12 protein-coding genes are annotated in these 15,476 nt (G+C 68.4%); 4 read left to right on the top strand and 8 right to left on the bottom strand.

Annotation, left to right across the window (positions count from 1 at the left end):
• Positions 1-65 precede the first annotated feature (65 nt).
• The 7 genes from ACFVVU_RS38735 to ACFVVU_RS38705 form a co-directional block, all read right to left on the bottom strand.
• On the bottom strand, positions 66-1,049 hold the full coding sequence (locus ACFVVU_RS38735; RefSeq protein WP_387794531.1) for an ISL3 family transposase: 984 nt from the start codon (positions 1,047-1,049) through the stop codon (positions 66-68).
• 122 nt (positions 1,050-1,171) lie between these two features.
• Entirely contained in the window at positions 1,172-1,369 is a 198-nt protein-coding gene (locus tag ACFVVU_RS38730) for a hypothetical protein (RefSeq protein ID WP_387794530.1), read from the bottom strand.
• A gap of 113 nt (positions 1,370-1,482) precedes the next feature.
• Positions 1,483-2,013, bottom strand: coding sequence for a hypothetical protein (locus ACFVVU_RS38725; RefSeq protein WP_387794528.1), 531 nt, complete (start codon positions 2,011-2,013; stop codon positions 1,483-1,485).
• A 130-nt stretch (positions 2,014-2,143) separates the two neighbouring features.
• The gene (locus ACFVVU_RS38720) at positions 2,144-2,845 is read right to left on the bottom strand and encodes a hypothetical protein (RefSeq protein WP_387794527.1); all 702 of its coding nucleotides are present in this window, start codon (positions 2,843-2,845) and stop codon (positions 2,144-2,146) included.
• A 138-nt stretch (positions 2,846-2,983) separates the two neighbouring features.
• Positions 2,984-3,241 carry a hypothetical protein gene (locus tag ACFVVU_RS38715; protein ID WP_387794525.1) on the bottom strand — a complete coding sequence of 86 codons (258 nt, stop codon included), beginning with the start codon at positions 3,239-3,241 and terminating at the stop codon, positions 2,984-2,986.
• On the bottom strand, positions 3,238-3,588 hold the full coding sequence (locus tag ACFVVU_RS38710; RefSeq protein WP_387794523.1) for a hypothetical protein: 351 nt from the start codon (positions 3,586-3,588) through the stop codon (positions 3,238-3,240). The genes ACFVVU_RS38715 and ACFVVU_RS38710 overlap by 4 nt, the downstream gene beginning before the upstream one ends.
• Positions 3,589-3,773: 185 nt before the next feature.
• The gene (locus tag ACFVVU_RS38705) at positions 3,774-4,727 is read right to left on the bottom strand and encodes an IS481 family transposase (RefSeq protein ID WP_387794522.1); all 954 of its coding nucleotides are present in this window, start codon (positions 4,725-4,727) and stop codon (positions 3,774-3,776) included.
• A gap of 585 nt (positions 4,728-5,312) precedes the next feature.
• Here ACFVVU_RS38705 and ACFVVU_RS38700 point away from each other — a divergent pair.
• The 4 genes from ACFVVU_RS38700 (at position 5,313) to ACFVVU_RS38685 (ending at position 14,814) form a co-directional block, all read left to right on the top strand.
• A complete protein-coding gene (locus tag ACFVVU_RS38700; RefSeq protein WP_387794520.1) occupies positions 5,313-13,073 on the top strand; it encodes a ricin-type beta-trefoil lectin domain protein in 7,761 nt (2,586 codons plus the stop codon).
• Positions 13,074-13,299: 226 nt separating this feature from the next.
• Positions 13,300-13,548, top strand: a complete 249-nt coding sequence (locus ACFVVU_RS38695) for a hypothetical protein (RefSeq protein WP_387794518.1) — start codon at positions 13,300-13,302, stop codon at positions 13,546-13,548.
• 352 nt (positions 13,549-13,900) lie between these two features.
• Positions 13,901-14,533 (top strand): hypothetical protein, encoded by a 633-nt coding sequence (locus ACFVVU_RS38690; RefSeq protein WP_387794516.1) that lies wholly within the window; start codon positions 13,901-13,903, stop codon positions 14,531-14,533.
• 86 nt (positions 14,534-14,619) lie between these two features.
• Complete coding sequence (locus ACFVVU_RS38685) at positions 14,620-14,814, top strand: hypothetical protein (RefSeq protein ID WP_387794514.1); 195 nt, start codon at positions 14,620-14,622, stop codon at positions 14,812-14,814.
• 243 nt (positions 14,815-15,057) lie between these two features.
• On the opposite strand, the gene cas2e is transcribed toward ACFVVU_RS38685, so the two are convergent.
• Positions 15,058-15,372 carry a type I-E CRISPR-associated endoribonuclease Cas2e gene (cas2e, locus tag ACFVVU_RS38680; protein WP_387794512.1) on the bottom strand — a complete coding sequence of 105 codons (315 nt, stop codon included), beginning with the start codon at positions 15,370-15,372 and terminating at the stop codon, positions 15,058-15,060.
• Positions 15,373-15,476: the final 104 nt, after the last annotated feature.

The raw sequence follows: 15,476 nt of genomic DNA, 5'->3' as shown, positions 1-15,476 counted from the left end.
AACCACGCGGCCCCATCGAGACCGAAGCAGCCCGCCGCCTCGCCGACGACCTCAAGAACGAGTGATCACCCGATTACCCAACACTTTCTGAGGCGGAGTTCTCGGGCGATGGCCCGCAGGCTGTCACCGCGCTCGATGCGTTCGTGGATCTGCTGGTGACGCTCGCGAGTACGGGCGACCAGGGGGCGCGGCCGGCCGTGGACGTCCAGCTCGTTCGAGCCGGCAGCCCCGGAACGGGGCGTGTCATCCTGCTCTTCTCCGAGGGCGAGGGGTTCGCGCAGGTCGGCGCGATGGCGGCCGACGACGCGCTCGACGGCCTCGGCGAGGTTGTGCAGCAGGTGCCAGGCGTCGGCGACCTGTTGGGCCTGGGGCGCCCCCGTCCGGGCACCGTCGCGGAAGGATCCGGCGCGGTCGCGGCAGATCGTCCGCACTTCGGGGTGGTCGCGAAGCCAGGTGGCGAAGGTGTTCGCGGTGCGGTCGGCGAGGACGTCGACAGGGCGGTGGGTGTCCATGTCCACGAGGACCGTCGCGTAGGTACGGCCACGCCGCACGGCGAACTCGTCCACTCCCAGACGCGGGACGAGGCCCGACGACGGGACGGGCATCGCGCGGATGAGCCGGAGCAGGGTGTCCCGGCACGTGGTCATGGCCAGACGCCCGGAGATCCGGGCTCCGGCCCTGCCGCCCAGGAACAGCGCGATGTCGGTGAGCTGGGCGGTGAGCGCGGTCGTGCGACGCGCGTGTCGGGACGTCAGATCCTGGATCTGCTCGGCGAACGTCCGCTGTCCGCACCGGTCGTTCTCGCACACGAGACGACGCGCCCTCAGGTCCAGCCACACTCGCCGACCGGCTACCGGACGGTCTGCAAGAAGCCGCCGGTAGTAGCAGTGCAGCCGCGACGATCTCCGCCCGCACCCCGGGCAGGCGGCAGACACCGCCACCGACCGCACGGCGAGACGAACCTCGCCATCCCCACGAACCATCTCCTCGACCTCTACGCCGATCCCCGGGAAGAGAAGGTCAACCACACGCGCCGCCGCATCCGTCACGCCCAGTTCATGCCCACCACCCGTTCATGGTCGGCACAGACCCCTCAATCAGCGACAGAGCCCAGAAGTTGGACCAGAACCACTTCACGTGAACGAAGCCAAGGGGCCGACGCCGCACCTGTCTACCGGCTGAGGTTGATGCTGCCGTCCCGCTTCGTGTTGATGCGGACCTCGCCGTAGCCGTTGTCGTCGAGGAACCTGCGCAGCAGCCGCCAGTCGATGACGGGCTCGCAGGCAGGGACAGGGGCAGGCGTCGGCTCCGGTGCCGCGTCCCACCAGCTGGCGTCGAACAGGATCGCGGCCGCGACCGGTCTGGCCATGACCTCTCCTTCCAGGCAGTTGGTGGGGACACTGTAGGCGGCGTGCGGGAGGTTGTCCTGCGGCCGGGGCGGGTTCCCGGTACGTCGATGCGGGGGCCGGCGCTGCGGGTAGCTCAGGATTCGTCGGGGCCGAGGTCGGCCGGATCCACCCATCGCACGATCGGGGTGCTACCGCCCCGGACGGTCAGGGTCTTGCCGATGGGTGTGCCGTCGGCCCGGAAGGTCGTGCGAACCGTCTGGGTGACGATGACATCGCCGGTGTAGCCCAGGGCCTCCAGCTCTGCCTGTGTAGCGAATCGGGAGGTGACCTCGGTGTCTTCCCGGACCGCATCATCGGGCCGAGGCCGCCGGTGATCCTTGCTGGCGGCGGCACGCACCCGGGCGAAGGCTTCGCTGGCCTGGGTCCGGCTCTGCCTGCTGATCGGGGCGGCGAGGGAAGCCATGGCCTCGGGGCTGGCGCCCAGGGCGAGGCGGTGGTGGTAGGTGGCGATGACCTCGGTGACGGCGTCGAGAGCCGTGGCCAGGTCCTGCTCGAACCGCTCGCGGTCACCGGGCAGACCGTCGCAGGACAACGCTGCGCGCAGTTCGTGCAGGGCGGCTGGCCTCCGCGCGGCCCCGTCCTGGTGGTCGGGCTGAGTGGTCACTTGAGTCCTCTTCCTGGGCGGCGGCCGCCGTGACAATGGTCAGATACCAAGCTGCGGAACGTGGCGCTCTGATGATGCCGGGTGTCGGAGCGGAGGGACGGCCACGCAGACGAGATACCGGCCACTGTTCTCAACTCTCGAAACTGAAGACCGTCCAGTACCAGGATGTGTTCTCGCGCCTGGCGTCGAATCCGTCCACTACGCGCAGCCCCTTCATCCATCGCCCGCCGCCGTGGAACTTCGCCAGGCACGTGCATGTACATGTGAACTCCGCGGCACGCTGACACGACGACGTGCACTTCTCCCTGGGGTTGTATTCGCGCCCGAGGATGATCAGCTGATTGCGACGGGCCACTTTGCGGGTGACGTCGAGGGCATGGCGTACGGAGAATGTCCAGTGCCCGGCCAGTTCGCTCCAGATGAGGCTGCGAGTGGTGGGCAGCAGCCTGGCCAGCATCGTGTACTGCTGGGTGCGGCTGCGTCCGGGAAGCCACATCCCTACGGGGGATCTCGCTGGCAGAACAATCGCGGGAAGGTGTTCACCTGACCACAAGGGAAGCCACGATGGGGCCTCGAGTGGGGTCGGGTCCTCGAGCGGTCTCGCCAGTGCGCCGGCCTTCCGTTGGGCTATGCGCTGCTGGCGGCTGTGCTCGGCGGCTTTCAGGAGGGCTTCGCGGTCGCGGGGACCTCCGCGCCACAGCGCGGCCCGTGCCTCCCGGAAGGACGCGGGACACTGAATGGATGTCCCGTCACGCCAGTGTGTGACGATGAGTCCGCCCTTGACGTCGACCAGTTGATGGCAGCGTGCGCAGATCGGAGCGGCGTCCTCCACGCGTTCATCCTCACCCGGCAACAACGACCTCCCCGGACCCGGGCCCGACCATCGCCGCTCATCGTGCCACCGCGTCCTGACCGGCAGCGGTGAAACAGCCGAAGTTCACCCCTTGAACCAGGCCGGGCGGTCATGGGGTCAGGTCGTGGGCGGGGGCGTGACCTGGCAGACGACGAGCTCCAGGCGGGGGACGACGTAGTAGGCGAGCAGGCCGCCGGCGACGTCGAGGTAGCGCATCGGCTCGCCGCTGCCCTGGTAGGAGGTGCCGTCGAGGTAGAGCGCTTCGGCGGCGCGGACGAGTTCGGCGGCTTGGTGTTCGACGGCGGCGAGGAAGTCGGTCGGGACGCCGGCGGTGACGTGCTGCTCGCTGGGGAGGTACTCCCAGCTCCAGGTCACGCGTTCACCGCCGCGTAGGCGGCGCGGTAGAGCTCGGCGACGGTGGTGGCGTGCTCGCGGCACTCCTGGACGGTGCCGGCGTGGTTGGCGAGGTAGTTCGCCCGGTGCCAGGCCCGGGCGGTGGTGGGGTGCCGCTCGATCTCCACGACGGCGGCCCAGTGCGCCACGAACAAGCGGATCGGCTGGACGCTGCCCGTGGCGATGGCCTCGGCCATCGCCTTCGTCTGCCCGTCGATCATCTCGGGGAGACGGTCCGCGGCGACGACGGCCAGCGCGGCCTTGAGCGCGGCCGGACTCTGCTCGGGCCGGGGGATCAGCTCGACTCCGTCATGCACGGGCTGACTCATGGCGCCACTCCCGTGGAGATGGTGGGCGCGGACGGCATCGGCAGCTTCTTCGGTGGCCTGTTGGTGGTCGCCTGATGGGCGGACCAGGGATCGTTCAGCCAGTTCTGGTGCTCACTCAACAGTTGCTCGCGTCGGGGCAGGAATGTGCCCGCATTGGGGTCGCAGGCCTTCCCTCACATCGCGATCTAGCTGTTCTGACCCGTGAGGTTGGGGACGCGGCTGGCGGGTGGCTTGCCTGCGAGTGCGGTGTGTCCGCGGTGGTGATTGTAGGTGTGGAGCCAGCCGGGGTAGGCGTCGCGGCGTTCCTGTTCGGTGCGGTATGGCCTGGCGTAGGCCCATTCGTCGAGCAGGGTGCGGTTGAAGCGTTCGACCTTGCCGTTGGTCTGGGGCCGGTAGGGGCGGGTTCGCTTGTGCGTGATGCCCTCGGCGGCGAGGGCATCACGCCAGATGTGGGACTTGTAGCAGGAGCCGTTGTCGGTCAGGACCCGCTGGACGGTGATTCCGGCCCGGGCGAAGAACGCGTTCGCCCGGGCCCAGAAGGCGGTGGCGGTCTCCTTGCGCTCGTCGGGCAGGATCTCGCTGTAGGCCAGGCGGGAGTGGTCGTCGACGGCGTTGTGGAGGTAGCTGTAGCCCGCCTTGGAGCTGTTCCTCTTCCCGGCGGGACGGCCCAGTGCCCGGTGGCCGCCGCCGTCGGGGATGTTGCCGAGCTTCTTGGTGTCGACATGCACCAACTCGCCCGGCGCGCCATGCTCGTAGCGCCGTATCGGCCGGCCGGTGGCGCGGTCGAGGTGCGTGAGACGGGCGAGGCGGTAGCGGGTCAGCACGCGGTGGACGGTGGCCGGGTTGAGCTTGAGCAGGTAGGCGATGCGGGCCGGTCCCCAGCGGCGCAGGACGCGGACCTTGACGATCCGCCGTTCGGTGCGGGTCGGGGTCCGGCGCGGGCAGCGGTGCGGCCTGCTGGAGAGGTCGTTCATGCCGGCCTCGCCGAGCGTGCGGTAGCGGTCGGCCCAGCGCTTGGCCGTGGTCGGCGAGACCTGGAAGCGCTCGGCGGCCCGCCTCAACGACCAGCCGTCCTCGACCACGCAGCGGGCCAGGCGCAGGCGTCCGGTCTCGGTCAGCGGTGCGTTACGGTGTGGCATCAGGGCCTTTCTGGCTGTAGGTGCAGATGTCGCAATCCACACCTGGCCAGAAGGCCCTCACTCATTTCAAGATCACTACGCCGTGAGCCCTGTCACCAACCTCCGTGGTCAGTACATCTAGCCGCCCGGCGGACGTATGCGTTCATGACATCAGCAACTGATTACGGGCCTGGAAACTGCCGAGGGAGCACCTCGAAATACGTAAACGCCCCACTTGGCAGATAGCTTAGACAAAGGGCGCAATTGCACAATAATTGCCACTAAATAGACTTTCGATAACTGCGAGTATTGAATCCGTTACTCAATCGTCACCCTTGGGGCTTCCTTTAATTTCACTGAGAGTGAGAGGTTGTGACTCGGTTCTGAGCGAACCATCTGAATACATGCCACCTCTTCGAGAGAGTGTTGATGAAACGACGGTCTTTAGCCTCGCCCGGTTCCACCGGCGGGGCGTTTTCGATGCGCTGGATACGCCGCCTATCCACAGTCCTGACTCTCGGTCTGCTGGTGCAGACCGGTGTGGTCGCCGACGCTCTGGCGTCGCCTCAGCCCGGCGCGGGCCCCGCCCCACAGACTCCCCCGGCCGTGCCCGCCACGGAGGCGCCCGACGAGGCGTCCGCCCTGCTGGCGGCCCGCCTACAGGGCCGTCGGATCGAGGTCACGAAGGCCCGGACGGAGTTCGTCACCCTGTGGGCGAACCCAGACGGGACGCTGACCTCCGAGCGCTCCACCGGTCCGCTGCGGATGAAGGTCGGCGACGCCTGGGTGCCGGTCGACACCACACTGGTGCAGACGCCGGACGGCAAGGTCACGCCCAAGGCGCACCCCGAGGGCCTGGTCTTCGAGGGCGGCGACGCCGGGGTCACGGTGGGCGACAGCGTGCCCACAGCCCCGCCGACCTCATCGCCCGCCACCTCGTCGGCCACCCCGACGCAGATGCCCTCCGAGCACGCCTCCCGTGACGCGGCTCGCGCCGCAGCCCCATCAACCACTCCGTACGCCAATCCGCCTGCTGGTCCCGAGGCCAAGCCGGCCGAGCGCCCGCTGGTGACGATCGGCTCCGGTGACCAGCAGGTCTCCTTCGGCTGGCTGGGCAAGCTCCCCAAGCCCAAGCTGGAGGGCAGCAGGGCGACCTACGTCGACGCCCGACCCGGCGTGGACCTGGTCCTTCAGGCGACCCGGACCGGCTTCGAGCAGTTCCTGATCGTGAAGAATCGTTCCGCCGTCGCGCAGGCCGGAACGGTCACCATCCCGATCGACGCCACCGGCCTGACCGCCGCTCCGCAGGAGGACGGGTCGATCCAGCTGCTGGACAAGGGCACCGGCAAGCCGGCTGTCAAGATTCCGACGCCGGTCATGTGGGACGCGGCACTTGACCAGACGTCTCAGGAGCACCTCAACCGGGCCCCGGTGACGATGCAGATGCGCGGCCAGGGCGCGGACACCGAGCTGGCGTTCACCCCCGACGCGGCGTTCCTGACCGATGAGCGGACCCAGTTCCCGGTCACCATCGATCCGCCGGTGGACGTCCTGTCGACGTACGACACCTATGTGCAGACGAATGAGAACTTCGACGCCTCGTCGTCGACCGACCTCAAGCTTGGCAGCTACAACGGCTCGGTCGTCGCGCGTTCGTTCCTGACGATCCCGGGTGCCGACTTCAACGGCAAGCAGATCCTCGACGCCAAGCTCAACCTCTACAACTACCACTCGTCCTCGTGCGTCGCGAAGCAGTGGGAGGTATGGGACGCGCACGGCGCGGGCTGGTGGACGCGCTGGAACAACCAGCCGCAGTGGGGCCAGAAGTGGGCGACGTCCAACGACACGTTCGACGAGGATCCCGACGACAGCCATCAGTGCACCCGCCCCGACGGTTCGGTGTGGGCGACGGCCGACATCACGAAGATGATCGAGTACGCCGCAGGCTTCGGCTACAGCGAATACGGCATCGCCCTGAAGGCGGCCGACGAGAGCAGCAGCCTGTCCTGGAAACGGTTCAGCTCCGCCGAGGGCGGTGCCCCGCCGTACATCTCGATCACCTACAACACCGTGCCGACCACCCCGGCCACGGTCCAGGTGCAGCCCTCGCAGCCGGGCAACCCGGCGTACACCTCGGATGCCAACCCGCGTTTCCAGGTGCAGGCGGCCGACGCGGACGGTGACCAGGTCAAGGTCACCTTCGACCTGTGGCGCGGCAGCGACTTCATCGGCAGCGTCGTCAGGGGCACCCCGAACGGCGCGGTCGCGACCGTCCGTGCGTCCGACTTCGGTCTCGCCCGGCTCGACGAGGGTGTGCAGTACTCGATCTGGGCGATGCTCGACGACGGCAAGGCCCGTTCCGGCTGGGCCGGAACGGTACTGGTCGCCGACACCGTCAAGCCCGGTGCCCCGACCGTCACCTCGGCGGACTATCCGTCGGACTCGCTGTGGCACGGCGCGGCGAACCAGGCCGGCTCGTTCACCTTCACCCCGGCCGGCGGCACCGACGACCTGACCACCTACGTCTACACGCTCGACGGCGGCACCCCGGTCACCGTCAACGCCACCGCGGCGCTGACCACGTCGATCACCCCGACCACCGAGGGCCGGCGCGTGCTCAGCGTGCAGGCCAAGGACCGCGCGGGCAACCTCTCCCCGCCCACGGTCTACACCTTCCAGGTCGGCCAGGCCGGTCTGAGCTCGCCGGTGAACGGCACCCAGGCGGCCAAGCGCGTCAAGCTGTCCGTGGACGCCCAGGCGCAGTTCAAGCGGGTCGTCTACGAGTACCGCCGCGGCCCCGGCGCCACCGAGTACGCGGTGCCCCGGACCAACCTGACCAAGGCGGACAACACCCCGGTCACCGAGGACAAGCCGTTGCTGGCGGACCTCGGCCCGCACGCCAACTGGAACGTCCTGGACACCCTGGGCAACGTCGGCGGCGTCCTCCAGGTCCGAGCCAAGCTGTTCCCGCAGGACGGCTCCGGCGCCGGGTACGCCACCGTCTGGAACACCATCACCGTCGACCGCAACGCGGACGGCGCGGCCGGAGCGGGCATCGGCCCGGGCTCGGTCAACCTGCTGACCGGTGACTTCTCCACCGACGTCACCGACGCCAACGAGTTCGGCATGTCGGTGGCCCGTACCGCCTCCTCGCGCGACCTCGGACGGGGCTGGCAGCCGCAGGGTGAGCGTCTGACCGCGAACCAGCGTCAGGTGAGCACCGACACGGCCGGCTTCACCGCCGGTCCGGCCGACATCAGCCGCTCCACCGTCCGCGGCCATGACAGCTCCACCGACTCGCTGCTGGTCAAGCCCAACGGCAACGCGAACTCCTACCTGGAGATCGGTCCGGGGTACAGCCTCGGGCAGAACATGCAGCCGGGGAAGACGTACCGGCTGACCGGCTGGATCTACGTACCAGGCTCGACCGGTCTGAACCCCGACCGCGCCGACATCGGCCTGCGCCTGCAGGGCGTCCACCGCACCCCGGCCGGCTACGGCGAGGTGCTGTCGGCGAAGGCGTCGTTCACGGACGGCTGGCAGCAGCTGAGTGTCGACATGACCGTGCCGAAGGACGCCACCGAGGCCTGGTTCCGCCTCGTCAACGGCTTCGCCGCACCGGACAAGGAGGTCTACTTCGACGACCTGTCGCTGAAGGAGATCGTGGCACCGTTCGGTCCGCAGTGGGCCGGCGGCCCCGACGCGGGCGCCGGCTCGGACTACCGCTCGCTGTCGTTCCCGCAGTCCGACCTGGTCGAGATCAAGGGCAACGACGACGGCACGCTGACCTTCGCCAAGGGCACCGACGGCACCCTGTTCCCGGAGCCGGGCGCCGAGTCGCTGACGCTGAAGGCCGTGCCGGCCACCAGCGGCGCGCTCGTGCTGTCCGCGACCGGGCAGTGCCTGGAGGTGCCGAACGGAGCGGCCCACAACGGCACCAACCTGCAGTCGGCGCCGTGCACCGGCGCCGCGAACCAGCAGTGGACTCGCGACGACCAGCAGCGCTTCCAGATCCTCGGCAAGTGCCTGGACAACCCCTGGGGCGTGACCGCGGACAACACCCGGATCGTGCTATGGGACTGCAGCGCCGACACCAACCAGAAGTGGGAGGTCCTGGCCGACGGCCAGGTCGTCAACCAGCAGTCGTCCAAGTGCCTGGACGCGAACCTCGGCGGCACCATCTGGACCTGCTGGCGCGGCCCGAACCAGGTCTGGGACGTGCAGACCGCCGGCACCACCTACGAGCTGTCCGAGCTGGACGGTTCGAGGACCGTCTTCGCCCGTCAGGCCGGTTCCAGCATCTACCAGGTGGTCAGTGACATCGGTCCGGAGGCCGCTTCGGCCACCCGGTACCAGTACGACACCGCCGACGGCCGCTCCCTGGTCAAGCGCGTCATCCCGCCGGTCGAGCCGGGTGTGGACGACGCCAACCACTGCACCGTCAACCCGCTGCCGCGCGGCTGCCTGGTCATGGAGTACGAGTACGCCAAGGTCACCACGGCCACGGCGACGACGCCCGGCGACTTCCTGGACCGCATCCGCTCGGCGAAGGTGTGGTCGTGGAACCCGGCGACTTCCCAGCAACAGGCCGTCGAGGTCACGCACTACGCCTACGACGACAGGGGCCGCCTGGCCCAGGTGTGGGACCCGCGTCTCGCCCAGCCGCTGAAGACCACGTACAGCTACGACGACGCGGGCCGGGTCACCCGGATCGGTGCCGCCGGCGAGCTGCCGTGGAACTTCGACTACGGCAAGGCCGCGGCCGACCAGGACCCGGGGCGCCTGCTGAAGGTCCGCCGCGCGGCCCTGGCCCAGGGCAGCAAGGACCAGCTCAACGGCGAGGTCGCCACCAACGTCGTCTACGACGTACCGCTGACCAGCGGTGCGGCGGGAGGCCCGTACGACCTGTCCGGCGCGGAGGTGGCCAAGTGGGCGCAGACCGACGCGCCGACCGACGCCACCGCCGTGTTCGGACCCGAGGACGACCCGGGCACCAACACCGCCACGGCGGCCAAGCCGGGCAAGGACGGCTACAAGCCGGCTACCGTCCACTACCTCAACGCCTCTGGCAACGAGGTCAACACCGCGAGCCCGTCGGTCACTCCCGGCGGTGACATCGACACCACCGAGTACGACCGCTACGGCCACGCCGTTCGCACCCTGCAGGCGACCAACCGTTCGATCGCACTCGGGACCCACTCCGAGGCGGACCGCTTCGCCGCCGAGCTGAACCTGCCCGCGGACTCCGCGTCCCGGGCGCGTCTGCTCGACTCGCGCACCGTCTACACGGCAGACGGCTTGGACGTCGTCGAGACGCTCGGCCCGGTCTACCGCGCCTCGCTCGCCGAGCAGGTCAACGGTCAGACCACCCCGGTCACGGTCAGCTGGGAGGCCGAGAAGCTGCCGCAGCTCGGCGCCACCGCGCCGGTGCGGGTGATCAACGACAGCGGTGCCCTCTCCTGGTCGGGCGGAGCGCAGCTCAGCCTGGCCGGCACGCAGGCCGGCGTGTTCGACACCATGCGGGTCAGCGTGCCCGAGGAGGGCGACTACCAGCTCTCCGGCCAGCTCACCATGTTCAACGACCACGGCATCATCCAGTTCGCGATCAACGGCCAGAACCTCGGCCAGCCGATCGACACCTTCGACGCCAACCCCGCCGGCTCGACCGCCCCGTACACCGTCGGCCAGTCGATCCACCTCGCCCGTGGCGACCACGAACTCAAGGTCACCGTCACCGGCACCAACACCGCCAGCACCGGCGAGCGTTTCCACGCCGGCCTGGACACCGTCACCCTCACCAAGACCACTGTCAACCCCACCCTGCTGGTGGGGACCTCGGTGGTGGCCCGCGACCACAACACCAACACCTACGACGAGAACAAGCCCGACGGCCAGGCCTACCACCTGGTCACCACCCAGACCGACGGCGCCCGCATCGACGGATACGGCGACGACGTCGAACTGCGCGTCACCAAGCAGGGCTATGACACGCCGATCGGCGGCGCCTCCGGCTGGACGCTGAAGACCCCCACCTCGGTCACCACCGACGCGCTCGGCGCCAAGCTGACGGCTGTCGTCAAGTTCGGCGCGAAGGGCCGTGCGCTGGAGTCCCGCAAGCCGGGTTCCACCGGGACCGATGCTGGCACGGTCAAGGCGGTGTACTACACCGCCGGCGCCAACCCCGACGATGCGGCCTGTGGCAACCGTCCGGAATGGGCGGGCCTGCCCTGCGTCAGCGGGCCGGGCGGTGCGATCACCGGTGCGGACGCGACGCGGATGCCGACCACGCTGCCGGTGAAGCGCGTCACCCGCTACTCACCGTTCGCCGAGCCGGAGGAGACCACCGAGACCAACGCCGGCAAGTCCCGCAAGACGGTCACCACCTACGACGGCGCGGACCGGATCACCTCCACCGAGATCACCTCGGACGAGGGCAAGCCGCTCCCGAAGGTCACCACCGAGTACGACCCCGCCACCGGCGACATCGTGAAGACGACCGCCGGCGGCAAGTCGCTCACCCGCGTCTTCGACGCGCTCGGTCGGCTGATCTCCTACACCGACGCCGACGGTGGCACCACCACCAGCGAGTTCGACAAGTTCGGCAAGCCGGTGAAGGTCACCGACCCGACCGGTTCCACCACCTACACCTACGACCGCGCCAAGGAGCCGCGCGGACTGGTCACCTCCGTCAACGACAGCGTCGCGGGCGAGTTCACCGCCAAGTACGGTCCGGACGGCCAGCTGGTCGAGCAGACCTACCCCGGCGGCATCGTCCGCAAGGACACCACCAACGCCGTCGGCGAGGCCACCAGCCGCACCTACACCCGCACTTCCGACAACAAGGTCATCTGGGCGCAGAGCGCCGACATCTCCACCCAGGGCCAGGTGGCCAAGGACACCAGCTCCACCGCCACCCGCTCCTACCAGTACGACCGGCTCGGCCGGCTGGTGAAGGCCGAGCAGTCCACGGTCGCCACCGGCTGCGTCACCCGCCAGTACGCCTTCGACGCCCACTCCAACCGCCTGTCCAAGTCGACCGCCCCGCGCGGGGCGGCCGACGGATGCAGCACGGACGGGGCCACGGCGGAGAACCACACCTACGACAGCGCCGACCGCCTCACCGACGCGGGCTTCTCCTACGACGCCTTCGGGCGCACGGTGAAGACCGCGACCGGTGCGACCAACACCTACTGGGCCAACGACCGCGTGGCCGCCCAGGAGAAGGGGGACACCAAGCAGGAGTGGGCCGTCGACGCCGCCCACCGCCTGACCGCGTTCACCACCAGCAAGAAGCAGGTGGACGGTACCTGGGCGAACGCCACGTCGAAGCTGAACCACTACGGCGACGACGGTGACGAGGTCCGCTGGACCGTCGAGGACAGTGCCCAGGGCATCCTGACCCGCAACGTCTCGGGCCCGGACGCCGATCTGGTGGCCACTACCAGCAGGACCGGTGACGTCCGGCTCCAGCTGACCAACCTGTTCGGCTCGGTGGTCATCACCACCGACACCGCGCTCACCGCACCGGTGGTCCTGGATTTCGACGAGTTCGGCATCCCGCGGGACGGCCAGGCAGGCGTCCGCTACGGCTGGCTCGGCGGCAAGCAGCGCTCCGCCGAGGCACAGGACGGGGACATCCTCATGGGTGCCCGCCTCTACAGCCCGGCCCTCGGCCGGTTCCTGCAGATCGACCCCGTCCCGGGCGGCAACGCCAGCGCCTACGACTACTGCACCGGCGACCCGGTCAACTGCACCGACCTCGACGGCAACTGGGGCATGCCCAAGTGGCTGAAGAAGACGGTCGAAGTCGTCGCCAAGGTCGCTGAGGTGGTCGCCACCGTCGTGCCGGGTCCCATTGGTTCCATAGCCGCCGCCGTTTCGTCAGTCTCCTATGCCGCCACCGGTAACTGGGAGAAGGCCGCCGAAATGACGGTCATGGTGGCAGCGGCGGCAGTGGGCGCAGGTGTCGCCGTGAAGGCGGCTGCTACGACGGTCAAGGCAGCCCGCGCCGTGAAGCTGTCAAACAGCTTCACGAAGACGGTCAAATACCCTAGCATTCGCACACAGAACAACCGACTTTTCAACAAGGTCGACAAGATCGTCAAGCAGCACGGATTTAAGCAGCAGAATGAGCTGGATGGCCCCCTGTGGGCCACCGACCGGCCGAACGTATACAATAATCGCGCATTCATGGGCCCCGAAAAGCGCAAAGAGGTCCGAATGCGCTTCACAAATCGGGAACTCAGGACAGTGAGGAAGTATTTCACCAAAGTCGACATGCTTTCCCGAGCAAGGGGGAAGAATAACTATAACGCCAAGGAGCGGGCGGAGCTGATGAGGTACTACATCAAGGGGAAGTACCGCTAAACAAAGGGGGAGTGCCGCTATAAAGCTGATGGCGCGGAATGGCTGCAGTTCAATTGCCGTCATTCCGCGCCGTCGCGTGGGAGGGCTCAAGCAAGGGGTCTATGGGCGGCCAAGAGAAGGGGTCACAGGTCTTGGCAAAACCACCACCATGAGGCATCATGACGACATGTTCTCTTGGATTCGCAATCGACGCCACGAAAGGCAGCGGGCTCGAGAATCTTCATGGGTGGAGGAGCGGACGGTCTTGACGGCGGAATCCGACTTTCTGACCGTGGTCTTCGAGCCGATGGGAGCCATTTATGAGATCGAGCCGGGAGAGACTCTGACCATAGTTTTCAAGGGGCCGCCTACCCATCCTGGAGAAATCAAACATCGAGCGGACTACACTTCGGCCTCTCCGGGCCTCGCGGGCTACATGATGGCATTTGACTCAGAAGGTAATGAGATCGACGTTAATACCGGGGCGCCCTACTGAACTCACTGCTTCTCGTAGTCGGTGAGGTCGCCGTGGGGTAGCTCGAAGGTGTCGGACTCAGCCAGCGGCATCCTCGATGGCATCCCCGCGGCCGACGGCGGGGCTATATGACACCTCCGTGCCCCGCCCGCACCTGCCGGGCCGTCGCGTCGGATGCACCTGCGTTATCCCGACGCGACAGGCTGGCAGGGGCGTTTCGGCGACAGCCGCGACGGTCGCCACCCGCCGGGCCGTCGACCCGCCTCGTTCATGCAGATGTGGATTAATGCTGGACTAACCAGGTCGGCAATCGCTGCGCTCTACACGTCCACCTGACCTTAGATCAGGTTAGATCTAACCACCGGGAGTAGTGATGAAGGTCCGCGTCGTCCTTGAAGACCCGACCCCGGAAGACCTCGACCGGCTCAGGGACTTCTTGGCCCCCTACACCCCGGCCGTCGAGATCCAGCACGACGACACCTGGAGCACCGATCGGATCGAGCGGTACTTCCTGGCGCTGCCGCCCAACGCCCAGCGCATCCTGGAGGAGGCCGTCGCCCGGGGCGGCTACGTCGAGGCCGAGGCACTGCGCGGTGATGGCGAGGCGGCTACCCTCAAGGGACACTCGGCTGGCCTAAAGCGAGTGCTGGACCGCAGCGTCCGCGAGGGCTGGTGCCCCGAGACCATCGTCGCGCCGGTCCAGGCCCAGGGCCCCGGCTTCGGCAAGGTCGTCGGCTACCGGATCGCCGCCGACCTGTTCGACGCGTTCAGCGAGGCGGTCCTCTCCCTGCCCACCAACCGCCGCGCCGTCCTCAGCAAGGAGATCAACCAGCGCGGTCCGGACGTCCTCTGGGACACCCAACTCGCCGTCGAGGTGCTCGGCATCCACGGACTCGACACCACACCCAAGGGCGCCCGCGCCGTCCTGCGCCACCTCGCCGTGGCTGGGCTAATCGTCAAGACGGACCCGACCCGCGCGGTCTACCGGATCGCCGCCGACCAGTAGCTGCGCGGCCGCCGCCGACCGCTACCCGGAGCCCCACCGGCTCGGCCCCGACCGCGCGGTGCTGGCACCGGGGGATCATAGGGGGGATGACGTCCCCTGCCCGCCAGCTGCTCGGCACCGGCCCGCAGCCCGCTTCCGCTTCCCCCGCCCCAGCACCCACGCGCCCGGCCCGGCCCGTGCTGCCGGGCCCCGCCACCATGGTCGAGGACATCGACCAGGTCGCTGACGAGCCCGCCGTCCCGGTTGGGCGTCGGCGGCTCTGGAACGGCCCCTGCGGCTGAGGTTCACCGCCTTGATGGGCACCGAGGCATCCATACCGACCTCCTACTGGCACGGGCCGACAACCCGGACGGTGCCCTCCCCGCCTGCGCGGGGAGGACCAGCAGGAGCCAGAAGCGCCCGGGCCATCACTGCGGCTGACCCCCGCCTGCGCGGGGAGGACCGGGCCTGAGCAGCAGCAGCTTCGGCGGCGTCCGGCTGACCCCCGCCTGCGCGGGGAGGACCCTTCGCGACCTGCACCGTTTCTACGGCTTTGCCATTTCTTGACTGTTCTTCGGTGCGGTGGCGGCGATCAAGGTAAGGCCATCGAAGTCGACCGCGTGCCGTTTCTGCTCTCCTGCCGTTGTCAGAACGAAGCCCTGTTCGTTCGCTGCTGGGTAGGCCAGAGCTGCGGCTCCGGTGCCAATGCAGTTACTGACGGCGCTCCATAGTTCTTGTCGAACCTTGGCGGAGACCGTTCCGATGTACAGGTACGGGGTGACCTCGAGAAGCCAGCGGGTCAGCGCACCGCGTACGTGGTCGGGTACGGCTGTGACGGAGATGACGATCATTGAGGCCATGTCGTACCTCGCCTCAGAAAGTGTTGGGTAATCGGGTGATCACTCGTTCTTGAGGTCGTCGGCGAGGCGGCGGGCTGCTTCGGTCTCGATGGGGCCGCGTGGTT

Source organism: Kitasatospora sp. NPDC057965 (genome assembly GCF_042887135.1).
GTDB lineage: Bacteria > Actinomycetota > Actinomycetes > Streptomycetales > Streptomycetaceae > Kitasatospora.
Note: the sequence above shows the minus strand (reverse complement) of the source record. Positions and strands in the feature narration are given on the sequence as shown.